Here is a 24,599-nt window from a genome sequence, read left to right on the forward strand (position 1 = left end):
TAATAATTCCTGCATAAATAACACCCCTTTTTCTTTTATTTTACTAGAAAAGGGGTGTGTTCACAATTTATTTACTCATGCGTTTGTCGTGAGGATTTATGAAAAAATTCATAGACCTGACGGGCGCTTCCCGCGTTCATGCTCTCTGTCTGTGCAAGTTCTTCTTCCGAAGCATCACGGATGTTTTCCACAGATTTGAATTTACGGAGAAGTGCTTTCCTCCTGGTGTCACCGATTCCGGGAATATCATCCAGAATGGAATGGACCTGTTCCTTACTTCTGAGAGAACGATGGTACTCAATGGCAAAGCGGTGTGCTTCATCCTGTATCCTGGTGATCAGACGGAAACCTTCACTGGATGTATCAATGGGAATTTCCACATTATTAAAATACAGACCTCTGGTCCTGTGATGATCATCCTTCACCATACCGCAGACCGGAATACGGATTCCCAGATCATTCAGCACTTTCAATGCAATATTCACCTGACCTCTTCCACCATCCATCAATATCAGATCCGGCAGTCTTGCAAAACTGTCAAATTCTCCGTTACTCTCATGGGTAAATCTTCGGGTTAATACCTCTTCCATACTGGCATAATCGTTCGGTCCCTGCACCCATTTGATCTTGAACTTGCGGTAATCACTGCGCTTCGGACGGCCTTTTTCGTAAACGACCATGGAACCTACTGACTCAAAACCACTGATGTTGGAAATATCGTAAGCTTCCATCCGCACCACATTTTTCAGGCCCAGCCATTCCTCCACTTCGTGAACAGCACCGATCGTACGGCCTTCTTCTCTTTTAATCCTCTCTCTGTCCTTTGAGAGAACCATACGGGCATTTTCCAGCGCAAGCTCCACCAGTTTTTCCTTGGTACCTTTCTTTGGAACACGGATATGCACTTTCTGCTTCCGCCTTGTTGTCAGCCACTCTTCGATAATTTCCGCATCCTCGATCTCACTCTGAAGCATGATCTCAGAGGGGATAAACGGAGTACCTGCGTAAAACTGTTTCAGGAAACTGGAAAGAACCTGAGATTTTGTATCACCTTTTGCCACCCGGAGATAAAAATGATCCCTGCCGATCAGCTTGCCATCCCGGATAAAAAACACCTGCACAACGGCATCCTGGTCACGGAGGTCTTCGCTCTCATCCATGGCCACTGCAATGATGTCACGGTCCTCCTGTCCGTAGCCCGTGATCTTCTGGCGTTCCCCGATCTTTTCGATACTGCGGATCAGGTCACGGTATTCCATGGCATCCTCATAGCGCATTTCCTCTGAAGCTTTCTGCATTTTTTCCATCAGTTCACTGATCGTATCCTGAAAATCTCCGTTCAGAAATTTGATCACTTTATTGATGTTTTTCCTGTATTCTTCCTGACTGATATAGCCCTGACAGGGTGCCTTGCACTGCTTCATATGATAGTACAGGCAGGGGCGGTCCTTTCCCGTATCTCTTGGAAGATTACGATTGCAGGAACGTACCTGATACAGTTTCCGCACCAGCTCGATCACATCTTTTACCGCCCCGCCGCTGGTATAAGGTCCAAAATATCTGGCCTTATCTTTTTTCATTCTTCTGGCAAAAAGTACTCTCGGGTATGGTTCATTGACAGTCACCTTGATAAATGGATAACTCTTATCATCCTTGAGCATAGTATTATATTTGGGACGGTGCTCTTTGATCAGATTACACTCCAGCACAAGAGCTTCCAGCTCAGAGTCCGTAATAATGTACTCAAACCTGGTTATGTGCATAACCATTCTTTCAATCTTCGCCCCTTTGTTACGGCTGCTCTGGAAATACTGGCGCACACGGTTTTTCAGGCTGATGGCTTTTCCCACATAGATGATCTCATCTTTCTCACCATGCATGATGTAAACTCCCGGTTTTGCCGGAAGTTTTTTTAATTCTTCCTCGATTATGAACATAATTATTCTCCTGTTTTACCATTACGGTAATAAGAAAACCGGGATTTCTCCCGGTTTTCCGATGATCTGTTTTATGCCTGTGATCCCGGCTTTTCTTCTGTTTCTGTATGATCGGTATCTGTCGCCTGAACAGTTTCTTCTGTTTTCTCCGGTGTCTGTGGAACCTCTATCAGGTTCTGCCCTGACATCTCAGGTCTGAGCTTGGCTGCTTCTGTTTCCACTGTTGTGACATCTTCCGCATTTTTCACAGTGTCCTGTTTATTGGACACTTCTTTTTCATCTTCGGAAAGGACCAGATCATCCAGATTCTCCGGGATGTCCATTCCCTGCTGCACCGCACGGAGGATCTTCATAAATTCCTTGCCGGTGATGGTTTCCTTACGAATGAGATATTCCGCGATCTTATCCATCTCTTTTCTGTGGCTTCCAAGAATCCTCTTGGCCTCCTCATAAGAATGATGGAGAAGTTTCATAACTTCATGGTCGATCTCTGTTGCGGTATCATCGCCACAGTTTAAGACTGCTCTTCCGCTTAAGTACTGATCTTCCTGTGTTGCCAGTCCCATCAGTCCGAATTTCTCAGACATACCGTACTGTGTGATCATGGCTCTGGCCACCTTGGTAGCCTGCTCAATATCATTGGCAGCACCCGTGGTAACTGTATCAAATACGATCTCCTCTGCGGCACGTCCGCCAAGATAGCCTACCAGCATAGCTTCCAGCTCTTTCTTGGTATTGAGATATTTTTCTTCCTCAGGTACCTGCATAACGTAACCAAGTGCTCCCATGGTGCGGGGTACAATGGTGATCTTCTGTACAGGCTCCGCATCTTTCTGAAGAGCATTTACCAGCGCATGGCCGACCTCGTGATAAGATACGATCCTGCGTTCCTGCTTGCTTAAGATACGGTCTTTCTTCTCTTTACCAACAAGAACTACCTCTACGGACTCCTCCAGATCTTTCTGGCAGACTGCCTTACGTCCCTTCTTGACCGCAAGGATCGCAGCTTCATTGATCATATTGGCAAGATCCGAACCTACCGCACCGGAAGTTGCAAGGGCAATTGCCTCAAAGTCAACTGTCTCATCCAGAAGCACATTCTTGGCATGTACCTTCAGGATATCCACACGCCCCTTAAGATCCGGCCTGTCAACGATCACACGTCTGTCAAAACGTCCCGGGCGGAGAAGCGCCGGATCAAGAACTTCCGGTCTGTTGGTAGCAGCAAGGATCAGAAGACCCTTGGAAGTGTCAAAACCGTCCATCTCCGCAAGGAGCTGGTTCAGTGTCTGCTCACGCTCGTCATTTCCGCCGCCATAGCGGGAATCACGGCTCTTACCGATGGCATCGATCTCATCAATAAATACGATACACGGTGCATTCTTCTTGGCTTCCTCAAAAAGGTCACGGACACGGGATGCCCCCACACCTACAAACATCTCCACAAACTCCGATCCGGAAAGGGAGAAGAACGGCACCTGTGCCTCACCGGCAACTGCCTTTGCAAGCAGTGTCTTACCGGTTCCTGGAGGGCCTACAAGAAGGGCACCTTTCGGCAGTTTGGCTCCGATGGCTGTGTATTTTCCGGGGTTATGAAGGAAATCCACAACTTCCTGCAGAGATTCCTTGGCTTCATCCTGACCGGCCACATCCTTAAAGGTAACTCCCGTCTCTTTCTGCACATAAGCCTTGGCTTTACTCTTGCCAACGCCCATACCCATGATCCCGCCGCCTTTATTCATGCGCCGCATGGAGAACATCAGAAGACCAAAAAGAAGCAGTGTCGGAAGAACCACGCTTAAGATCATCGCAATGAACTCGCCAAACGCATCCGGCGGATCTGTCTCAAACTTGATTCCCCTGCCTTCCAGCCGCTTAGTCAGCGCTGTGCTGTCCTCAGTCTTCGTCGTGTAATAGCTCATATCCTCGTACTTGGAATTCTGCTTCTTGGGTACGATCGTCAATGTATTGGACTGGATCGTTACTTCCTTAACCTGGTCCTTATCCACCATATCGATAAATTTATCATAGGAGATCTCACTGCTGTTATCCTTCAGCATGTTGGTAAACAACGCAAAACACACCAGTGTGACCAGGAGGCATATCAGAAAAGCCAGAATCGACTGATGATTCTTACCTGACCCCTGCCTGGGATCTTTGTTATCAGGTCGCTTCCCGTCCTGATCATTATTCAGTTGATTATTCATTTTTTTCCTCCTCTTGTCATTTCTTTATTATAAAGAGAAAAACCGTATAAATCAACCGTGAGATTGTAAAAATACCTGTAAAAAACACCTCATGGGATATTGCCAGTGAACATTAAATTGTAGTATACTGTTCCCAGTGATTTGGAAAATTAAAGAGGAGAGGAAATCAGACAAATGAAAATAGGTTTTGATAATGACAAATATCTGAAAATGCAGTCAGAACATATCCGTGAAAGGATCGGTCAGTTCGGCAACAAACTTTATCTTGAATTCGGCGGCAAACTGTTTGACGACTACCATGCATCCCGTGTTCTTCCGGGTTTTGAACCGGACAGCAAACTCCGCATGCTGATGCAGCTTTCTGATCAGGCGGAGATCGTTATTGTTATCAGTGCCAATGACATTGACAAGAATAAAGTGCGCGGCGACCTTGGCATTACCTATGACGAAGACGTGCTCCGTCTTATGGATGAGTTTACAAGCCGTGGCCTGTATGTAGGAAGTGTATGCATCACGCAGTACTCCGGCCAGGAAAGTGCCGATCTCTTCAAGAAACGTCTGGAGAAGCTGGGAATCCGTGTTTACAAGCTTTACCTGATCCCGGGATATCCAAGCAACACCTCCTTTATTGTAAGTGATGAAGGCTACGGAAAGAATGATTATATCGAAACTACCAGACCTCTCGTTGTCATCACAGCACCAGGACCTGGAAGCGGAAAGATGGCAACCTGCCTTTCTCAGCTCTATCATGAATATAAACGTGGCGTAAAAGCCGGCTATGCAAAATTCGAGACCTTCCCGATCTGGAACCTCCCGCTGAAACATCCGGTAAACCTTGCTTATGAAGCTGCTACTGCAGATCTGAATGATGTCAACATGATCGATCCGTTCCATCTGGAAGCTTACGGCAAGACTACTGTTAACTATAACCGTGATGTAGAGGTTTTCCCTGTTGTACAGGCTATGTTTGAGAAGATCATGGGCAGCTGCCCGTACAAATCTCCGACAGATATGGGTGTTAACATGGCAGGCAACTGTATCATTGATGATGAAGTATGCCAGGAAGCTTCCCGTCAGGAGATCATCCGCCGCTATTACAAGAGCATGGACGCTCTAGTTTCCGGTTCCGGTACAGAGAATGAAGTACGCAAGATCGAACTGCTCCTTCAGCAGGCTCACGCAGAGATCACAGACCGAAAGGTTGTACCTGCTGCCCTCGAAAAAGAGAAAGAAACCAATGGCCCTGCTGCAGCAATGGAACTTCCGGACGGCAGAATCGTATGTGGAAAAACTTCCGATCTTCTCGGTGCATCTGCAGCTCTCCTTCTGAATGCCCTGAAAGAACTGGCTGGAGTTGACCATGAGCAGCATGTGATCTCTCCTGATGCCATCCATCCGATCCAGCAGCTGAAGACCAAATATCTCGGAAGCAAAAACCCACGTCTTCACATTGATGAGATCCTGATCGCCCTGTCCATGAGTGCCGCAACCAGTGATGCCGCACGCCTTGCCCTGGAGCAGATCCCGAATCTCCGTGGCTGCCAGGCCCATACTTCCGTAATGCTCTCTGATGTGGATGTGATCAGCTTCCGTAAACTTGGCATTGAGCTTACCTGCGAAGCCAAGGCTGAACAGAAGAAAAAATATCAGAAAGACTGATCTTTGGATATCATCGATCTGACCAGATATACGTCAAAAGCTCCGACCGGGACGATACACATTATCCCGGTCAGAGCTTTTTTTATCTTCTTTCTTATCTTGTTTCTGCAGTTACTGTATTCGGATACTGCTTCCCATATTTTCTCCGTTACACTGTTTTGTGACAATGATCTTATTATCAATGCGTTCTTTCAGTTCGGAAACATGGGAAATAATTCCCACCAGACGTTTTCCGTCTGCAAGTCCTGCCAACGCTTTCAGCGCCTGTTCCAGTGATTCTTCATCCAGAGAACCGAATCCCTCATCCACAAACATGGAGTCCAGCCGGATTCCCCCTGCTGATGCCTGGATCTCATCAGAAAGCCCCAGTGCAAGGGACAGAGAAGCCTGGAAAGATTCTCCACCGGACAATGTCTTTACACTTCGTTCTGTTCCGTTATAATGGTCGATAACATTCAGGTCAAGACCTGCTTTTTCTTTCTGGTTTTTACTCTGTTCCTGGCGTTTCAGCTCATACTGCCCGCTGCTCATCGTCATAAGACGGAGGTTGGCTCTGCGCAGGATCCGGTCAAAATATGCCATCTGGATATAAGTCTCCAGCTCGATCTTTGCCTTTCCGTTCAGTTTTCCGTTGGCTGTATCAGAAAGATTCCTGATCCATGCATATTCCTTTTCCGCTGTTGTCATTTCCTCCCGGCGCTTCTGCACTTTCTGAAAAACATCCTGGTTTCCTTTCTGAATGGAAAAGAGCTCTTTTCTTTCTTCTGCGAGATCTTTTTTCCGCTCAGAAGCCTGTGCGCGCTGTTCTCTGATCTCCGCTTCCGGAATTTCTCCGATCTCTTTTTGCTGCACTTCAAAAGTCTCTATGGAGGAAGCTATCCTTTCTTTTTCTGCCTGAAATCCCTGCAGTGTTTCTTGCGCCTTTCTGCTGTTTTCCTTCAGGCTTCTGTACTCCTGCTGTCTTTCCCTGATCTCTTTTTCCAGATTTTCTTTACCGGCTTCCCAGGTGTCCTGGGTTATACTGTCCGTTTTACCGGACTGTTCTTCCACAACAAGACGTATCTCGTCTGCCATATTTTGCTGCTGTTTCTGATTCTCGGATGCTTTCATCCTCAGGCCGGCCTGCTCTCTGTCAAAGAAATTCTTTTTTTCAAGCAGCTCCTCTTTTTCCTTTTCAAGACGCTCCAGGGACTTTTCCACTGTTTTCTTTCTTTTTGTATTTTCCTGGGCTTTCCGGATTTCTTTTTCACTTTCCGCCAGAAGATCCTCGCACTGTTCCTGTGCCCTTTTTACCATAGAAGTCAGCTGTTTCCACACAGTCATAAAATCCTCTGTCTGTCCGTTCCCGCTTTTATTTTTCTTATGAAATTCCTGAAACTCTTCCAGAAGCTCTTCTGCACTGGCTACGATCTGCCTCCAGGATGCATTGCTCTGTTCCTTTAAACTTCCTGCTTTCAGGCTTTGATCTACAGAATCCTTTTCCATTTTGTCCAGCTTACGTTTCTCGTTATCCAGTGTTTTCTGATCAACTGTCTGTTCTCTGGAAAGCATTCTGGGATTTGGATGACTCAGGGACCCACACACAGGACAGGGCACTTCATCCTTAAGCTCCCGGGCCAGAAGGCCTGCCTGCGCATCCAGAAAAATATGGAATATCTGCTGATAATATTCTCTCTGCTGCTGTGCATCTCTGCAAGCAGACTGATACTTTTTCTGCTGCTCTTTGGTTTTATCATAAAGGCCTTGAAATCTCCGGATCTCAGCGATAAGTCCGTTCAGTTCTTTCTTTCTCCGCGTCTGTTTTTCTTTTTCTGTGAGCGCTTTCTGCAAATCCAGCTCAGAATTTCCCAGCTGTTCCCGTTCCGTTTTCAGCTGTTCCATTTCTTTCTGCTGCTGTTCTTCCTGCCGGATGATCTTTTTCTGCTGTACCTTACAGTTTTCCAGCTGCCGTTCAATCTCTATTCGTTCTTTCTGCAGCTGCTCCAGCTCCTGGTATTTCTTCAGCTTTTCCTGTTTTTCCCGGATCAGAAGTCCCAGTTTCTCACATCTCTGATCTGCATCTTTATATTTTTCCGCCTCTTCCGATGCTTTCTTAAGTTCCGGAAGAAGTTTCTCAAGCTGTTCTCGGGCAAGCTTTCTTTTTTGTTCCAGGCCTCGTTTCTGTGCGGAAAGATTCAGCATTTTTTCCATTGTCAGGATTTCCCGGTCCACTTCCTCTTCCTGTTTCCGAAGTTCATTTTCCCGGCGTTCTCCTCTGTCAATAAACAGCTTCAGGAGCTCAAGACTCCGTTCCAGCTTTCCTTCAAATTTCGATTTCCTGAGCCTTAAAAATTCCTCCGCTTCTGTTCCTGCATCCGTCTGAAACCTCACTCCATCCAGATACTGTGCGATACTCCGGCGCATTTCATCGTAATCTTTATATCGGGAAATAGCCGCATCCCGGAGTCTCATCTGGATCTGCTGGTAAAGCCCCGTGTGAAAAATCTGCCGGAAGATCTCGCCACGCTGTACCGTTCCTGCCAGCAATAATTTCTGAAAATCCCCCTGAGCGATCATCGCTATCTGTGTGAACTGGTCGTAACTCAGTCCCAGAAGCTGCTCCACCGCCGCAGTCACATCTTTTGCTTTTGTCACTGGCTGACGTTCATCCGGATAAATAAGCTGTGCTTCTGCTTTTCGTAAAGTCAGTCCTGTGCCTCTTTTTTTCGGAGCCATATATTCCGGACTCCGACGCACCTGATAAGTTTTTCCCTGGTAGGAAAAAACAAGTTCCACAAATGTTTCTGCGGAATCTTTTGCATACTTGCTGCGGAACATGGCAGATTCCCGTACTTCTCCACTGGCTCTTCCGTACAGTGCAAAGGTGATCGCATCAAAGATCGTGGTTTTTCCTGCCCCGGTGTCCCCGGTGATCAGATAAAGTCCGCCTTCTCCAAGTTTTGAAAAATCAATTTCTGTTTTATCTGCATAGGGCCCGAAGGCGCTGATAGTCAGTTTTTCCGGTCTCATTTTACACCTCCTGAAGCTTCCGTATCAGTTCTTCGGAAAACTTCCGCTGCTCTTCATTCATCGGCTGATTGTTCTGCAGCTCAAAAAATTCCTCGAAATATTCCATCTCTGATTTCTGTGTGGTTCTCTCTGTGCCGGCAATTTCCTGGTTCTCACGTGTACGGCGGTTATCATAATCCAGACGCATAAGGTTTGGATAAATGGTACGAAGTTTCTGCATTCCGTCCACGATATCTTCCTCATCTGTCAATGTGATCTGCACATAATCATCCGTATTTGTGTCCTTATAATTGGACTGTGAAGTCAGCTCCATATAAGTACCTTTCAGTTTTCGCATATCACGCAGCGGCGTCAGAGGGATCTCACGTACATCAGGGCTTCCTTTTTCTCCAAGTTCCACAACCGTCACGGATTTCTGCTGGCCTGCCTCGGAAAACGAATATTTCAGCGGTGTCCCGCAGTATCGGATCTTCGGACTTCCCACATTCTGCGGACTGTGGATATGTCCCAGTGCTACATAGTCAAAATCCCGAAATACTTCTGCCTCGATCTGGTCGATTCCTCCCACAGAAATTTCCTCAGAATCACATTGCATTGCACCAACCACAAACTGATGGGCAAGCAGTACATTTCTCTGACTTCTGTCAATTTCCATATGCTTAACCGCTGCCAGCACCGCCTCCTGATAGGTGCGGATATCTTCCACGTCTTCTTCCCCGTCCAGTGCATGTCGGACCGTTGCAGGACGGATAAATGGCAGAAGATGAATCCACACTTCTCCATAACTGTCCTTTAAACAGTACTTTGCTGTTTTTCCATCGTATACCGGTGACATACATATTCCACTGTCACTCATAATATGAGATCCAAAAGCGATTCTCTCTGCACTGTCATGATTTCCACTGATAGCAAAAACGGGAATCTTTCGCTGCGCAAGTCTGGTAAGAAAACTATCAAAAAGCTGCACTGCCTCCGCAGATGGAACGGGTCTGTCATAAAGGTCCCCTGCAAGAAGGATCCCATCCGGTGATTCCTGATCAATGATCTTCAGGATTTCATTTAAGATATATTTCTGATCTTCCACCATGGAAAACTCATTTACCCGCTTTCCAAGATGAAGATCCGATAAATGGATCAGTTTCATAGACCACCTCCAGCTGTCACCCAGCCTCCAAACAACTCCGGTTCAAGATCAATATCGCAGGCAGCAAGAACATCTTTCAGCTGTATCGGACTGCTGACACCGGTTACCGGCACTGTCTGGAACGGCTGATGGAAAAAATATGCCAGGGACAAAGACTGCAGGCTGTCCCCTGTTTCTTTCTGAAGTTTTAACAATTTCTGATAGGTTCGAAGATTCGTTTCATTCCAGTAGGATTTCTTCATGCTTTCTGAAAGATCTGCAATCTGTGACTCTTTCTCCTGCATCCAGGATGCATCCACCTCTTCATCCGTATATGGAACTCCCATTTTCTGAAGTTTTGAGAAAAATCCCATTGCCGTGGATGAAAACGGAATGGAAGCCGCACCTGTCTCACAGTGCCACCTGTATTCCTCCCGGGAAAACTCCACAAGTGTAGGGTCCGGATTGGTATTTCCACCCGGATTGATTCCTGCCAGGCTCCACTGATTGGATACTGCCGTAACGCCGCTTTTTTTCCGTTCTTTCAGGCACTGTTCCAACGCTTTCAGTCTGTCTGTTCTGTAATTGGAAAATCCGAAATATCGGATTCTGCCTTCTTTCTGCATTTCTTCCAGGATATCCACGATCTCTTCCACCGGTTTTTCCGGATCATCTCTGTGAAGCCAGTAAAAATCGATCACCTCTGTTCCCAGAGTCCTTAAGCTCTCATCCAGATCTGCACGGATATCCTCCCGGTTCACTCTGCTACGGCCCGGATTTTCAAAAGAATAATGTGCGCCCTTGGTAGCTACGATCACTTTCCCCCTGGCTCCCCGCGCTTTCAGCCATCTGCCTATGATCTGCTCACTGCAGTTTCCGTGTCCTTCCAGCCACTTGCAGTATACATTGGCTGTATCAATAAAATTTCCACCTGCCCGTACAAAATCATCCAGGATTTCGAAACTTTTTTCCTGATCTGTTTTATCTCCAAATCCTGCTGTTCCGAGGCAGATGCGGCTGACATTCAGATCTGTATCATTCAGCTGTATATATTTCATTTCAGTAACCTCCCATATTCGTTATATCTGTTTCTATTATAACTTTTTCCCTGTGTCCGAACAGTATGTTTCCCGCATCTATGGACATTATAACATAAAAAACCCCCCGGCATATATATGCCGGAGGATATGATATCTGTTATCTTAACCGTATGATTTATTTGTAGAGTGGTCCGTAGTTCTTGCAAGCACGGAAATCTGCACCCTCTTTGTCCATACCAAATGCATTCCAAGCTGCCGGACGATAAATGTCTTTCTCAGGAACGTTGTGCATGGATACCGGGATTCTCAGCATGGAGCACATTGTGATAAGGTCTGCACCGATGTGTCCGTAGGAGATCGCACCGTGGTTAGCACCCCAGTTGTTCATTACATCGTAAGCTGTTTTGAACGGTCCCTCTTTGCCATCGCATCTTGGAGCGAACCATGTACATGGCCATGTGTAGTCTGTACGTTTCCAGAGCTTGTCAGATACTTCTTCCGGAAGGGCTACTGTCCATCCCTCTGCGATCTGAAGAACCGGTCCAAGTCCTTTTACAAGGTTCAGACGGATCATAGTTGCAGGCATCTGAGCACGTGTTTCATAACGGCTGGAGTATCCGCCTCCACGGAAGTATCCGTTGTCGGCCATACACCACTCTGTATTGTCCATGATTGCTTTCTGGTCTGCCTCTGTAACATCCCACCACTGTTTCATAACTGGTGTTCCGTCAGCCTCTTTAGCCTGTCCGTTAGCATCCAGGCAAGCAGCACCGGAGTTGATCAGATGAAGGAATCCGCCAGCTTCTTTGGCAACACCCTCAAGGTCATATCCTGTAGCTTTCTTAACTGCCTCCGGGCTCCAGTATGTACGAACATCAGCGAAGATCTGAGCACGTCCTGTAAGAAGTTTCATGAACAGCATTCCAAGTCCGTTGAGAACATCGTTCTCTGTAGCAAGGATGTACGGCTCACGAGCGCCATTCCAGTCGAAGGATGTGTTCAGCATAGCCTCTGCGAAGTCACCGTTCGGATAGAAGTCTGTCCACTGTCTCTGGCCCTGGAATCCAGCTGCAAGAGCATTGTGTCCGATTGCTTCCTCGGAGAATTCCGGAGCAAGATTATCACAGCCGTTCATCAGCTCTTTGATGATAACTGCCATCTTAACAACAAACTCGAACTGCTCTTCTTTCTTCTCTGGTGAGAACTGAAGCTCTTCCGGGTTCTTGTCCCAGCCGATCTTGCAGGTTTCTTTTGCCCATTTGAGAGCTTTCTCAAACTCTTCGTGATCGTAGATACCCTCGGTCATACGACGGATGATCTCTACCTCATCAACAGACTCAACTCTCATTCCGAGATAGGACTCGATGAAATCAGAATCGATGATAGATCCGCCGATACCCATTGTTACAGAACCGATCTGCAGGTAGGATTTACCTCTCATGGATGCAGCTGCAACTGCTGCACGGCCGAATCTTAACAGTTTCTCTTTAACGTCTTCCGGAATGGATGTGTCGTCAGCTTCCTGAACGTCATGTCCGTAGATACCGAATGCCGGAAGGCCCTTCTGTGCATGTGTAGCAAGAACGGATGCCAGATATACAGCACCAGGTCTCTCTGTTCCGTTGAATCCCCATACAGCCTTGATTGTCTGTGGATCCATATCCATTGTCTCAGCTCCGTAGCACCAGCATGGTGTAACAGTAAGAGTGATATCTACACCCTCTTTACGGAATTTATCAGCACATGCAGCGCTCTCACCAACACGTCCGATAGTTGTATCAGCGATAACAACTTTTACAGGCTCACCGTTTGAATATTTCAGGTTCTCCTCGAAAAGTTTTGCTGCGGATTTCGCCATGTTCATGGTCTGGTCTTCCAGAGATCCTCTTACATCAAGAGCTCCTCTACGTCCGTCGATGGTTGGTCTGATACCGATAACCGGATAGCTGCCTACTAATCTGCTCTTTGCCATAGTAACAATTACCTCCTAGATTTATATTCACTATTATAACTTACATTTTTTCAGGTTCTGACAACTCCTGTCCGAACTATGTTTTTATTATACGATTGCATCTTGTAAATTACTTGTGTTATAATAGCAAAAAGCAGTACAATATTCACTTTTTTATATAAGTTCCTAAAAAATCTATAAAATTTATGAAAGAAGGGTTTTATTTTGCACGATCTTGGAAGAAATGAAGACAGGCTTCGGGGAACCTACGAATTTCCTTTTGAGTTTCACCATATTGACAGTACGCATCCCCGCTATGTCATGTCCTACCACTGGCATGTGGAATGTGAAATCATGCGGATACTCCAGGGCACACTTACCGTCACTTTAGACGAAAAAAGTTTTACAGCCAAAGCCGGAGATGTGATTTTTGTCAACAGCGGAGTTCTGCATTCCGGAATTCCTCATGATTGTATCTATCAGTGCATTGTTTTTGACATGAACATGTTTCTGAAATTTAATTCCGTCTGTACTGAATATATGCAGAAGATCAGCCACCAGGAACTTCTGATCTATCATCATTTTACTGAAAAACATCCGGACATCCAGAGATCGGTAAACTCTCTTTTTGATTCTTTCTGGCAGAAGAAACCAGGATACGAGCTGGTTGTATTTGGACAATTTTACCACTTTTTCGGATTGGTTTTTGGTAATCATTACTACCTGGAAAGTCTGCGGAAAACCAGACGTGATTACAAACGTATCGTCCAGCTGAAGCAGGTGGTGGAATTTATCGAAAAGAACTATGCAAACCCTATTACCCTGCAGGAGCTTTCCGCTTCGGTCTCCATGTCTCCCAAGTATTTCTGCCGGTTCTTTTCCGAGATGACCCACCAGACCCCTATGGATTATCTCAACCGCCAGCGGATCGAACAGGCCTGCTGCCAGCTGGCCACCACCGATGACTCCATCACAGAGATCGCATACCGGAACGGGTTCAATGACCTGAGCTATTTTATCCGCACATTCAAAAAGTACAAGGGGATCACCCCCGGTAAATATAAGCGACGCTGAAATTATGACAAAAAGCAGGATCTCACACATATGGTGGATATCCTGCTTTTTCAGAAATTAAGCTGTTTTATTATTTCTGTGATTTCTCCTTTGCATCTGCTGTCTGTATGTAAACACAGCTTTTTCGGCCTGGCAAAGAACTGTCATGCCGGAACGGATTCCCGTTTCACAGACGGGCTATGTTCATGTCTTTTCTGAATACACGCTCCTCTTCTGTATGAGAAAAAGCCGGCAGGGCAGATTTTCTGCATGAAAAAAGCCGACGCAGATCGTGTAAGATCCTGATCACTGTTCACTCCATGACCAGCACCAGATTATGTCTTCATGAAAAGCGGATACGATCATCCACCTCACTGCTTGCTTCTGACCAACGGATATCTCATACGGTCGGTCCATCTACTCGAAGGGATTCCACGGCTGCATAGAACTCTGCTTGCGAAATGCCTGTACACCGCACCTGAACGTGCAGCAGAAAAAATGTCTCAGGAAAAAACAATCCGGCTGCTCCACGGCCGCCGGACGTTTCCTGCTTGTCTTATTCTAACAAATGCCTCTTTAAAATGCAAGAAATTTCAGAACATTTCGCTCTTCATTTTACGACGGCAAATGTCTCTTTCTTACAGATTTTGCACCGCATCGATAAACCTTTTTCCGTATTTTTCGTACTTGTGCCTGCCGACTCCTGTCACATTCAGCATTTCCTCCTCGCTTCCAGGTTTCAGAATGCACATATGGATGAGGGTTTTGTCGGAAAAGACCATATACGGAGGAATTTTTTCCTCTCTGGCGATCTCCAGACGAAGCGTGCGGAGTTTCTGGAAAAGTGGCTCATCCTCTTCAGACAGTTCACCAACCGCAGATTTGGGAAGCCTGCTCCGTTTCTCTTTTTTCTTCGTTTCCTGCTCTTTCGGCATTTTCATTGTGAGGGTATGATCCTCCTCCAGAAGCGATTTCGAAGAAGCGGTGAGTTTCACAATGGTATATCCGTCATCGGTCAGATGCAGATATTCCCGCAGTACCAGATAATTAAGGATCTGACGCAGCCGGTGCGCCGGGATCTTTGCACAGGCTCCATACTCCGGATTTCCATCCATATCGTACTGCCGGATCTTGGCCGTGGATGCGCCACGCAGAGTATCCAGTATCACATTCACACCGTATCTCTGCCCGCTGCTTTCCACGCACCGGACCATGGCCCTGGCTTCCCGGGTCACATCCTGCTCCTCAAACTCAGTCTGGCAGTTCAAACAGTTTCCACAGTAACTTTTTCCGTATTCGCCAAAATATTTCAGGATATACTCACGCAGGCAGTCATGGGTAAAACAGTAAAAAGTCATCTGCTTCAGCCTCTCCTGATCCCGTTCCCGCACCAGACGCCAGGTTGCCGCATCCAGCTCCTGGTTATCCTGCCCTCTCTCAATGAGATACTGGTTGGTGACCACATCTTTCCCACTGTAGAGAAGAATACATTCTGCAGGATCTCCGTCACGGCCTGCACGTCCAGCTTCCTGATAATAGCCCTCCATGTTCTTTGGCATATTATAATGAATGACGTACCGAACATCAGACTTGTCGATTCCCATTCCAAATGCATTGGTAGCTACCATCACATGACAGCGGTCATAGATAAAATCATCCTGGTTGTTCCGGCGTTCCTCATCAGAGAGCCCTGCATGATATCTGGTGGCAGTGATACCGTCCCGGATCAGTTTTCCGCAGACCTCCTCCACCATTTTTCTGGTCAGACAGTAGATGATCCCGCTGTCATCCGGATGCTCCAGTATGTAGTCGTGTACTTCCTTGTATTTATCTTTCGGCGTTTTTACCGCAAAGTACAGATTCTCCCTGTCGAATCCTGTCGTGGTGCAAAAAGGATCCCGAAGCCCCAGAAGCCTCGCGATATCTTCTCTTACCTCTTTGGTTGCCGTAGCTGTAAAGGCGCTGATCACCGGACGCTTTGGAAGCTGTGCCACAAACTCCGCGATCTTCAGATAACTTGGTCTGAAGTCCTGTCCCCACTGGGAAACACAGTGTGCCTCATCCACTGCGATCATGGAAATATCCGCACTCTGAGCAAAATCCAGAAATGCATCGGTGGTAAGCCGCTCAGGTGCCACATAGATAATAGGGTAACGTCCTGCTTTTGCGTAACGCAAAGCTGTAAAATACTGTCCCTGTGTCAGGGAGCTGTTTAGGTATGCCGCTGAAATTCCTGCCTGGTTCAGGCTCCGCACCTGATCTTTCATAAGTGAGATCAGCGGCGAGATCACCAGGGTGATTCCCTTCATCATCAGGGCCGGTACCTGATAACAGATCGATTTTCCTGCCCCGGTAGGCATTACCGCCAGGACATCTTTTTCTGCAAGAAGCGCATCGATCACCGCCTCCTGCCCTTCTCTGAAAGTATCATACCCGAAGTGGGTCTTTAAAATTTCCTGTTTCGTCATAGATCGACATGATCCTTTCTTCACAAAGCGGACAAAAGTATCCGCATTCACTGTGTAACTTTACACCAGATAACTGCTGTTTTCCGAATGTTTTATTTTAACATATTTCCGGATAAATTACCAATTGATACAAAAAAATCACAAAGTAACCTTTCCTGCACCTCCTGTTATAATGATATAAGAGAAAAAGTCTGGCACTCCGGCTCTGTCCGGAATATGAAAAAGGAGGTTTTGCCATGTGTAAAAGAAAAATAAAAACTGTGAAAGTACTTCTTTCCCTGCTGCTCTTTGCAGCCGTCATGTTTCAGATTCCCAGCGATGTACATGCCCAGGTTGAAACCATGACCACAAAACCTGCACTCTGTTCGAAAGCAGTATCTTACAGCTCTGCCGCAAAAGCATCCGCTGCGAAAAAAGCAACTGCAACTTTCCGTTCTTCCAAAACCACTCTGTGGGTCGGTCACAAAGTTACCATGCGTTCCCTTATCACTCTGAAGGGCGGCACCAGCCTGAGTATCAAAAGCGCAAAATCCAGCAGACCATCTGTTCTGGCAGTTTCCGGAAGCTATCTGGTCCCAAAAAAAGCAGGAACTGCCGTTGTCACCGCAAAATTAAACGGCGTCAGCCGCAGGATCACCATTACTGTATCTAAACTGGCTGCCAAACCTACTGTCAAAAATCTGAAAACCAGTGTTGTCGGTATCAAATATGGCCCGAATAACATGAAAACCTATTACACCCTGAAGTTTACCAATACTTCCGCGAAAACAATCACAACAGCAAAAATCCGAATTACCACAGGCTTCGGTATCTACGATCAGATGTACTGGACCAGAAATCTGACTCTGAATCTGAAGCCCGGAAAATCCATGACGAAAACCTATTTTATCCAGAATATGGTCCAGGCTCCGGAAAAAAGTGATATTTCCGTCAAGTGCCTGAAACTCAGCTGGAAATAGGCCAGTCCTCTTCCCATTTACCAGAATATCACCCGTTATTTGGTGTAGAGCAAGTAGCGAAGCGGATTGCGAATATCCGCTTGACCCGAATATCCGCCTGACCTGGCATAAAAAAATCTGCAAAGACTCTCTGTCTTTACAGATTTTTTACGATTTATAAGTATATAGATTTTTCTTTTCTGTATCTCACAGCACTTCTTTCAGTACCTGCAGTCCATATTCTGCAAGGCTGTTATCCTCTTCTCCGGTACCACCGCTGATACCAAGACCGCCGATAATGGTATCGCCGACTTTCAGCGGTACACCGCCTCCGAATATCACGATATTATCGCTCATTTTTCCAAGGCCATAAAATGTCTGACCCGGCTGTGTCAGTCTGGAAAGCTCCATGGTGGACATCTTCACAGCAACAGATGTATAGGCCTTTTTTACGGCCATATCGAAACTTACAAGAAAAGATCCGTCCATCACATGAACCGCAACCGGATTTCCGTCCGGGGTGCATACCGCAATTACGGAAGGCTTGTTTCTTCTGAGGGCTTCCTGCTCAATCTTCTCGATGAGACGTTTGGCAGAATCCAGTGTGATACGTCCCTGGATTCCCATACGCTTCAGCACTTCCTGGATCATCGCTGTATTTGCTGCCATACTATCATTCTGTGCCATCGCTGTATTTCCTCCTGCTGTTGTTGTCACAGTCTTATCTTGCACATTAAAAGCCTGTACATCATTTTTCTGCGCCAGCTGTGGATCCTGTCCCCCTGCATTCGCCACTGATGCATTCGTCGCAACATTTGCAGTATTTTCAACTATTTCTGTCCCGGCATTTTCTGATCTCACAGCACCTTGAACACTTTCAGCAGCTTCTGCCTTCTTCTCTTTGATCTTCGCAACATCCACATACCTTGCCAGCACATAAAAATAATCTGACAGCCGGTTCATATATTTCTTGGCTCCGGTATCCGATCCGAACTTCACGCTGACAAGCGCAAGCTCTCTCTCAGCTCTCCGCGCCACAGCTCTTGTCACATCAACCTCAGCCGCAACTCTGGAGTCCCCCGGCAGGATTGGAAGTTTCTCCCCGGAAAAAATTTCTTTCATCCGGCCAATCTCTTCCTCCAAAAGCTCCGTCCTGTCTTCGCTGACCTTAAATTCCCGATTATAAGGATCAGAAACCCCATCTATGATCTTCTTCAAAGTCTCCGAGATCTTCTCCAGCATCCGGACAACATCCACATCATCAACCAGAACCCGCACAAGCCCAATATGACTCATCAGCTCCTCAACTGACCCCATCAGACAAATCCGATCATCCGACTTTGAAACATTCTTCGTATGGGAAAGATCCGTCATCCCCTTATCACCATACCCGGTATAAACCTCCATCCAGCTCAACCTCCCAGAAACTCCTGATAAATAACCCAACCCATATCAGACCAATTTTACAATCCTCGACCTGCTACGCATTCCACACCACGATCATCCCGTTCAAACCAGGCGCAACTACGCATTTCACACAAACGTAACACACACCACGATCATCCCGACAAACCAGGCACAACCACTCATTACGCAAACGTAACACACACCACGATCATCCCGGCAAACCAGGCACAGTGTCCACAAACGCGCCCACGTATTCCACGCAAACGTAACACACCACAACCATCCCGGCAAACCAAGCGCGGCGTTCACAAACGCGCCAGCCCCTGCCAACAACGTCACACATCCAAAGCGCCCACGGCGCCCCATCGGCACAACGTTCAACCCGGAACAATCGCAGCATACAGGCACAAGTCAATACCCTTCCGCCCGCCACAGTCAAGCACTCTAAAAAAAGCCCGAGGGGTGTGCAGAGGGGCCGCGGCTTTGCGGCCCCTTTGCGGTTTTCATCTTTTATCAAAAAGACCAAAGTTTAGTATAAATCTTAATAATATCCTCTTTCTTCGGTACCCGCGGATTTGCCGCTGTGCAAGCATCCGCAAGTGCCATATCCGCCATCTTATCAACCGCTGCAAAATAAGCATCCGGTGTGATCGTCTTCATCTCTTCGATGGTAAGCGGGATATTCATCTCTTTCTGCATAAACTGAATCCAGTTTACAAGAGATCTGACACTCATAACTTCGTTATAATTGCTCAGTCCAAGAAGATGTGCAATATTGGAATATCTCTTTACTGCCGGAAGATATTCTTTCTGACTTCTGCTGCGTTTGTTGATATTTGCATTATATTCAACAATATGCGGCAGTAACATCGCATTAGCTCTTCCGTGAGGAATATGGAAAATAGCACCCAGCTGATGAGCCATACTGTGAGTAATTCCAAGACCTGCTGCATTGAAGGAAAGTCCTGCCAGACAGGATGCTACATGCATTTTCTGTCTTGCATGCATATCATTACCATCAACATATGCACGGTAAAGATATACACCACAGATCTCAATGGATTTCTCTGCAAGTGCAGAAGTAAACTCATTGTGATTGATGCTGACATAAGACTCAATGGCATGAGTCAGAACATCCATACCTGTATCTGCTGTGATCGCAGGTGGAACACTGCGTACAAGTTCAGCATCCAGGATCGCCTCATCAGCTGTCAGGCTGTCTGAGATCAGCGGATATTTCACATGTGCCTCTGTATCATTTACAACTGCAAAAGAAGTAACCTCGGAACCTGTACCACTTGTTGTAGGAATGGCAACCAGTCCAACCTTTCCGTAATTGTTGATCTTCAGGGCAAACTCACGGATTGCCTTGGAGGAGTCGATGGCAGAGCCACCGCCTACTGCAACGATCGCTTCCGGCTGATACTGAAGGAATTTTTTGACTCCTTCGGCAATTTTTCCAACCGGAGCATCCGGAACAACATCACAGAAAATATCAAATTCTTTTCCACCTGCCTGAAGCGGTTTTGTGATCATATCGATCATTCCGCTTTTTACAACAAACGGATCTGTGACAACAAGGACTCTTTTGTATGGAATATCTTTCAGTCTTCCCAGGGCATCAGCTCCAAAATGGATGGCTGTTTTCATTTCAAATGTATTCATAGAAACTGCTCCCTCTCGTCATACCGAAACACAGTTCTCTTTTTTCTGCCTGTGTTCGGATAAAGTAAAGCGGATCTCCGCATTCCGCATACACTGCATGCTCATGAACACGATCGTTTCACGATATATGTTCAATCTATTTCGGGTAGATGCATTCGATCTTATGCCTGTTAAAATGATCCAGCCACTTTTCAGATGGTTTTTTGTCTGTGATAACCATCTCAACATCCCGCAGCTGTCCTGCCACGGAAAAAGCAGTCTGATCAAATTTCGTGCTGTCTACCACCAGAATACGCATCTTTCCGGAATTGATCATGGCCTTTTTTGTTGTTCCAAAGGCTTCTTTGGATTCCATGATCCCCATATCCTCGTTTAATGCCTTACAGGAAAAAATAACCTTGTCCACATAGTAAGAACGGATCACTTCTTCGGTTCTGGCACCAAGAAAGGCAAGATACCCCTCCATCATCACTCCGCCGGTGGAAATAATATTCCATCCGGATACATCAGAGAGCTCCAGAAGGATCTCCATGGAATTGGTGACAACGGTGAGACGTTCTTTTTCTTTCAGTGCCTTGGCCACAAAAACTGCCGTTGTGCTGGCATCCAGAAAAATATGATCTCCGTCATTCACCATGGAAGCAGCAATCTCCGCCATTTTCTGCTTTCCCTGTACATTCTGGTTTTTACGAATATTAAATGGTAAATCAATACCGACATCTTCATTGATCACCGCACCGCCATAACTCTTTGTGGCAAGTCCTTCTTTTTCCAGCTTGTCCAGATCACGGCGGATAGTTTCTTCTGAGACATTGTAAAGCTGGCTTAGTTCACTTACAACAACCCTTTTCTCTTCCTGTAATTTCTCGAGAATCAGATTTCTTCTCTCTAACGCTAGCATAAGATGCCTCCTTTTCAGATGTCATTGCAGGGATATCCTTCAAAAGGATATCCCTCAGATATAAAGACAATATTAAAGGATCGTATCGATCATTCTCTTGTCCGGATGAGCGATTACTGAGGAATCCATGTACATTCCTTTTTCAGCTACCAGCTCTTTTGCTCTCTCAATGGAAGCCTCTACTGCAGAAACCTCACCTGTAAGAAGCATGTAGGATTTACCGCACATACCTTTTGCGATACGAAGCTCGATCAGATCAACGATTGCTGTCTTTGCAGCCTGATCTGCTGCCTCGATGATAGATGCTGCATCGTAGGTCTCCAGGATTCCCAGCGCACTGATCTCCTCAACCTGTGTGGTTCCGTAGATTGCCGGGAAAATGGACTCATGCGGATTGCCCAGTACAAAACTGTCAATGCATTTATCCTCGTATGTTGTTACTGCTGTGTCTACAGCAGCTTTCACTGCGCTTAAATCTCCGGTGATAATTGCAATATATTTTCCCGGACATACTGTCTGCGCCTCCACGATCTCTACTTCAGATGTCTTAACCATGGCATCTGCTGCAGTGATACCAGCTGGTGTGGTTTTAAACTCAATCATTCCGATTGCTCTACTCATTTTGTGCACGTCCTTTCTAATTTCTTGCAATTACAACATGGCGGTCTGTTACTTCTGTAACTTTTCCGCTGATCGTTGCATGGATTCCGACACTTAATCCCTGTGCAGGCTGTGCGATCATCTGACCTTCTGTTACCATATCGCCTACATTTACGATTGCCTGTGCCGGTGCACCAATATGCTGGCTTAAGAGAACTTTTACCTTGGATACATTTACAAGCTCTTCCTGAAGCGGTGCATCCTTGTCATATCTGGTAAGTCCCAGACGTGCCATCAGGCGCTCCTCAGGAACCTTGCGGTATTCTCTTGACTCCTGTACCGGTTTCGGCTGAACACCCTGAGGTGGTCTGATTCCGGCTTTACGAAGTCCGCCTTTCATATCTGCAAGCAGTGTTCTCGGAGCCAGGCTCTGCGGACACGCATACATCTCGCAGACACCACAGGAGCTGCAGAATGCAGAATTGATATAAGGATTTACATTTCTGAAATCCTGGTTTGATGCTGCCATCATGAACATTGCCGGATCGATCGGATGTCCCAGATTATGTCTCGGGCAAAGATCTGTACATGTGTGGCAGTGGCAGCAGATGGATGCTGCTCTCTTTAAATCTATGGAAGAAGTCCGCTGCTTCTTCATGACAATAACATGGTCCTTTGGAAGAACCAGGATTGCGTTCGTTGTTTTGGTAACCGGATCAGAACCATTTCCGATACGTCCCATCATCGGGCCGCCTACGAAATATACTGGATCTTTCACAGTTGTTCCGCCTGCCTGGGCAACAACCTCTTCCAGTGTACATCCTAACGGAACTTTCACTGTAACAGGGTTCTCAACCTCTGCAACAACGGAAACATATTTGCTTGTGACCGGTTTGTGTTCTTCTACCGCGCGATATACATTGTAAAGTGTCTCTACATTGAATACGGCTACTCCCTGCTCAATAGGCAGTCCTCCTGGCCGTACCACGCGTCCGGTTGCCTCATAAATAAGAACAACCTCATCACCCATCGGATAAACCTCATCCAGAAGATGGATCTTAACCCTTGGGAATTCTTCGATATGCTGATTTAAGGCATTGATTGTCTGTACATAAGATTTTTTGATTCCGATGATGGCCTGGGAAGCTCCTACCGTCTCCGCAACCATATCGAATGTTTTCATGATCTCATATGCGTGCTTTTCCAACAACTGTCTGTGAAGTTTCAGTAATGGTTCGCACTCTGCACAGTTCATAAGAATGGTATCCGCTTTATCTGTCAGTTTCATGTATGTAGGGAAACCTGCACCACCTGCTCCGACAACACCATTCTCCTGCATAATTTTCTGTAATTCTTTGATATCCATGGCGTTACTCCAATCCTGCACCGTCATCTACGATTCCGACGATTGCGGCATCTACCGGTGCTGTTTCTACGCCGCAGCCTATTCTTGCTGCGCTTCCTTGTGCCACCAATACATACTCGCCGATTCCCGCACCGATGATATCGATGGCAACAATCTGGCTGTGCTCGGCTTTCATATGATGCACCGGCTCTACAATCATGAATTTATTTCCTATCAGTTTTTCACTTTTTCGTGTGGAAACAATGCTTCCAACTACTTTGCCTACGATCATATGAGCCTCCGTTTTTCTCCATATCCTCTGTTAGGGATGCCAGAAAGTGGCATCCCCAAAGGAGGAATATTATTTGATTATGGTAACTGTATTGCCTGTGGCAATTCTTGCTGCATTTGCTTCATCTGTATCAATATGCATTTCCAGTGTAAAGCTGTCATCTACACGGATCTTAACCTGATTAAAGATTGTTCCGCGCTCATTGTCCGCTTTAACAGAAACAATATCACCATCATGTACACCCGCAGCCTGGGCATCCTTCGGAGCCATATGAATGTGACGCATGGCCACAATACATCCCTCTTTCAGATAAATAGCACCTTTCGGTCCGACAATGGCGATCGGCGCGCTTCCGGCAAGGTCACCGGACATACGTACCGGAACCTTCATTCCCAGCTTGATCGCATCTGTTGCGGAAACCTCAACCTGAGATTTGCTGCGGACAGGTCCGAGGATTCTTACATTCTCGATCGCACGGAGCTTCAGTCCTACGATGGTAACTGTTTCATTGGATGCAAACTGTCCGCCCATCAGATCTTTTTTCTTGGTAAGCTGATAGCCTTCTCCGAACAGTGCCTCCACATGCTCCTGTGTCAGGTGAATATGTCTTGCGGAAACTCCGATAGGTACAACAAAACCATTGCCCTTGTCTTCGTTTTTGTTGATCGCATCGATCACCATTTTTGTGATCATTTCAATATTATTCGTTTCCAAGAGTACACCTGCTTTCTTTCGGTCTCATAACTGAAAACTGAAAAGCACCGGCCAGAAGCCTTAATGGCCCTTCGGCCGGTGCGTATCAGTAAGAATCAGTTGAAATTATTTAAGAACCGGAAGGATTTTCTCAACATCTGTATGAGGTCTCGGGATTACGTGTGTAGCTACAAGCTCTCCAAGTCTGGATGCTGCTGCGCTTCCGCTCTCTACTGCAGATTTAACTGCTCCTACATCTCCACGAACCATAACAGTTACAAGACCGGAACCGATCTTCTCTGTTCCTACAA

At 46.4% G+C, this 24,599-nt stretch carries 18 protein-coding genes; 3 read left to right on the plus strand and 15 right to left on the minus strand.

Annotated features, from left to right (window positions below):
- Window positions 1-71 precede the first annotated feature (71 nt).
- Together uvrC and ftsH are read right to left on the minus strand one after the other, a co-directional pair.
- Window positions 72-1,937 (minus strand): excinuclease ABC subunit UvrC, encoded by a 1,866-nt coding sequence (uvrC, locus tag G5B12_RS15680; protein WP_174088760.1) that lies wholly within the window; start codon window positions 1,935-1,937, stop codon window positions 72-74.
- 71 nt (window positions 1,938-2,008) lie between these two features.
- On the minus strand, window positions 2,009-4,144 hold the full coding sequence (gene ftsH / locus G5B12_RS15685; RefSeq protein ID WP_174088762.1) for an ATP-dependent zinc metalloprotease FtsH: 2,136 nt from the start codon (window positions 4,142-4,144) through the stop codon (window positions 2,009-2,011).
- A 174-nt stretch (window positions 4,145-4,318) separates the two neighbouring features.
- Between ftsH and G5B12_RS15690 the strand changes: the two genes are divergently transcribed.
- The gene (locus G5B12_RS15690) at window positions 4,319-5,803 is read left to right on the plus strand and encodes a DUF1846 domain-containing protein (RefSeq protein ID WP_118062677.1); all 1,485 of its coding nucleotides are present in this window, start codon (window positions 4,319-4,321) and stop codon (window positions 5,801-5,803) included.
- Window positions 5,804-5,914: 111 nt separating this feature from the next.
- On the opposite strand, the gene G5B12_RS15695 is transcribed toward G5B12_RS15690, so the two are convergent.
- The 4 genes from G5B12_RS15695 to G5B12_RS15710 form a co-directional block, all read right to left on the minus strand.
- On the minus strand, window positions 5,915-8,812 hold the full coding sequence (locus G5B12_RS15695) for an AAA family ATPase (protein ID WP_174088764.1): 2,898 nt from the start codon (window positions 8,810-8,812) through the stop codon (window positions 5,915-5,917).
- Window position 8,813: 1 nt separating this feature from the next.
- Window positions 8,814-9,956 (minus strand): exonuclease SbcCD subunit D, encoded by a 1,143-nt coding sequence (locus G5B12_RS15700; RefSeq protein WP_174088766.1) that lies wholly within the window; start codon window positions 9,954-9,956, stop codon window positions 8,814-8,816.
- Entirely contained in the window at window positions 9,953-10,993 is a 1,041-nt protein-coding gene (locus G5B12_RS15705) for an aldo/keto reductase (RefSeq protein WP_118062679.1), read from the minus strand. Before G5B12_RS15705 ends, G5B12_RS15700 begins: the two co-directional genes overlap by 4 nt.
- A gap of 157 nt (window positions 10,994-11,150) precedes the next feature.
- Complete coding sequence (locus tag G5B12_RS15710; protein ID WP_174088768.1) at window positions 11,151-12,947, minus strand: L-fucose isomerase; 1,797 nt, start codon at window positions 12,945-12,947, stop codon at window positions 11,151-11,153.
- 204 nt (window positions 12,948-13,151) lie between these two features.
- Between G5B12_RS15710 and G5B12_RS15715 the strand changes: the two genes are divergently transcribed.
- The gene (locus G5B12_RS15715) at window positions 13,152-14,000 is read left to right on the plus strand and encodes an AraC family transcriptional regulator (protein WP_021977473.1); all 849 of its coding nucleotides are present in this window, start codon (window positions 13,152-13,154) and stop codon (window positions 13,998-14,000) included.
- 617 nt (window positions 14,001-14,617) lie between these two features.
- On the opposite strand, the gene recQ is transcribed toward G5B12_RS15715, so the two are convergent.
- Complete coding sequence (gene recQ / locus G5B12_RS15720; RefSeq protein ID WP_174088770.1) at window positions 14,618-16,447, minus strand: DNA helicase RecQ; 1,830 nt, start codon at window positions 16,445-16,447, stop codon at window positions 14,618-14,620.
- 236 nt (window positions 16,448-16,683) lie between these two features.
- Between recQ and G5B12_RS15725 the strand changes: the two genes are divergently transcribed.
- Window positions 16,684-17,406, plus strand: a complete 723-nt coding sequence (locus G5B12_RS15725; RefSeq protein ID WP_118062682.1) for a hypothetical protein — start codon at window positions 16,684-16,686, stop codon at window positions 17,404-17,406.
- Window positions 17,407-17,592: 186 nt separating this feature from the next.
- Here the strand turns inward: G5B12_RS15725 and G5B12_RS15730 are convergent, their stop codons facing one another.
- From G5B12_RS15730 to G5B12_RS15765, 8 genes are all read right to left on the minus strand, one after another.
- On the minus strand, window positions 17,593-18,792 hold the full coding sequence (locus G5B12_RS15730) for a cob(I)yrinic acid a,c-diamide adenosyltransferase (protein ID WP_021977477.1): 1,200 nt from the start codon (window positions 18,790-18,792) through the stop codon (window positions 17,593-17,595).
- 513 nt (window positions 18,793-19,305) lie between these two features.
- Entirely contained in the window at window positions 19,306-20,457 is a 1,152-nt protein-coding gene (locus G5B12_RS15735; RefSeq protein WP_021977478.1) for a 1-propanol dehydrogenase PduQ, read from the minus strand.
- A gap of 136 nt (window positions 20,458-20,593) precedes the next feature.
- Window positions 20,594-21,358 (minus strand): DeoR/GlpR family DNA-binding transcription regulator, encoded by a 765-nt coding sequence (locus G5B12_RS15740; RefSeq protein WP_174088772.1) that lies wholly within the window; start codon window positions 21,356-21,358, stop codon window positions 20,594-20,596.
- Between the two features lie 72 nt (window positions 21,359-21,430).
- Window positions 21,431-21,979, minus strand: coding sequence for a BMC domain-containing protein (locus G5B12_RS15745; protein WP_015525948.1), 549 nt, complete (start codon window positions 21,977-21,979; stop codon window positions 21,431-21,433).
- Window positions 21,980-21,995: 16 nt separating this feature from the next.
- A complete protein-coding gene (locus tag G5B12_RS15750; RefSeq protein ID WP_021977480.1) occupies window positions 21,996-23,324 on the minus strand; it encodes a 4Fe-4S dicluster domain-containing protein in 1,329 nt (442 codons plus the stop codon).
- 4 nt (window positions 23,325-23,328) lie between these two features.
- Window positions 23,329-23,595 carry a EutN/CcmL family microcompartment protein gene (locus tag G5B12_RS15755; RefSeq protein WP_015525950.1) on the minus strand — a complete coding sequence of 89 codons (267 nt, stop codon included), beginning with the start codon at window positions 23,593-23,595 and terminating at the stop codon, window positions 23,329-23,331.
- A 69-nt stretch (window positions 23,596-23,664) separates the two neighbouring features.
- The gene (locus tag G5B12_RS15760) at window positions 23,665-24,276 is read right to left on the minus strand and encodes a phosphate propanoyltransferase (protein WP_370816971.1); all 612 of its coding nucleotides are present in this window, start codon (window positions 24,274-24,276) and stop codon (window positions 23,665-23,667) included.
- Between the two features lie 138 nt (window positions 24,277-24,414).
- Window positions 24,415-24,599 (minus strand): BMC domain-containing protein (locus G5B12_RS15765; protein ID WP_173763115.1); only part of this gene is annotated, 185 nt, incomplete at its 5' end.

Origin of the sequence: Blautia sp. MSK.20.85, assembly GCF_013317245.1 — a bacterium.
GTDB lineage: Bacteria > Bacillota > Clostridia > Lachnospirales > Lachnospiraceae > Blautia_A.

Excerpts from the sequence above, each read along its gene's own strand:
- recQ (WP_174088770.1), bottom strand. The coding sequence starts at position 16,447 with ATGACGAAACAGGAAATTTTAAAGACCCACTTCGGGTATGATACTTTC.
- G5B12_RS15700 (WP_174088766.1), bottom strand. The coding sequence starts at position 9,956 with ATGAAACTGATCCATTTATCGGATCTTCATCTTGGAAAGCGGGTAAAT.
- G5B12_RS15690 (WP_118062677.1), top strand. The coding sequence starts at position 4,319 with ATGAAAATAGGTTTTGATAATGACAAATATCTGAAAATGCAGTCAGAA.
- G5B12_RS15760 (WP_370816971.1), bottom strand. The coding sequence starts at position 24,276 with ATGGTGATCGATGCGATCAACAAAAACGAAGACAAGGGCAATGGTTTT.
- G5B12_RS15705 (WP_118062679.1), bottom strand. The coding sequence starts at position 10,993 with ATGAAATATATACAGCTGAATGATACAGATCTGAATGTCAGCCGCATC.
- G5B12_RS15710 (WP_174088768.1), bottom strand. The coding sequence starts at position 12,947 with ATGGCAAAGAGCAGATTAGTAGGCAGCTATCCGGTTATCGGTATCAGA.
- G5B12_RS15745 (WP_015525948.1), bottom strand. The coding sequence starts at position 21,979 with ATGAGTAGAGCAATCGGAATGATTGAGTTTAAAACCACACCAGCTGGT.
- G5B12_RS15735 (WP_021977478.1), bottom strand. The coding sequence starts at position 20,457 with ATGAATACATTTGAAATGAAAACAGCCATCCATTTTGGAGCTGATGCC.
- G5B12_RS15755 (WP_015525950.1), bottom strand. The coding sequence starts at position 23,595 with ATGATCGTAGGCAAAGTAGTTGGAAGCATTGTTTCCACACGAAAAAGT.
- G5B12_RS15740 (WP_174088772.1), bottom strand. The coding sequence starts at position 21,358 with ATGCTAGCGTTAGAGAGAAGAAATCTGATTCTCGAGAAATTACAGGAA.
- G5B12_RS15750 (WP_021977480.1), bottom strand. The coding sequence starts at position 23,324 with ATGGATATCAAAGAATTACAGAAAATTATGCAGGAGAATGGTGTTGTC.
- G5B12_RS15725 (WP_118062682.1), top strand. The coding sequence starts at position 16,684 with ATGTGTAAAAGAAAAATAAAAACTGTGAAAGTACTTCTTTCCCTGCTG.
- G5B12_RS15695 (WP_174088764.1), bottom strand. The coding sequence starts at position 8,812 with ATGAGACCGGAAAAACTGACTATCAGCGCCTTCGGGCCCTATGCAGAT.
- ftsH (WP_174088762.1), bottom strand. The coding sequence starts at position 4,144 with ATGAATAATCAACTGAATAATGATCAGGACGGGAAGCGACCTGATAAC.
- G5B12_RS15730 (WP_021977477.1), bottom strand. The coding sequence starts at position 18,792 with ATGGAGGTTTATACCGGGTATGGTGATAAGGGGATGACGGATCTTTCC.
- uvrC (WP_174088760.1), bottom strand. The coding sequence starts at position 1,937 with ATGTTCATAATCGAGGAAGAATTAAAAAAACTTCCGGCAAAACCGGGA.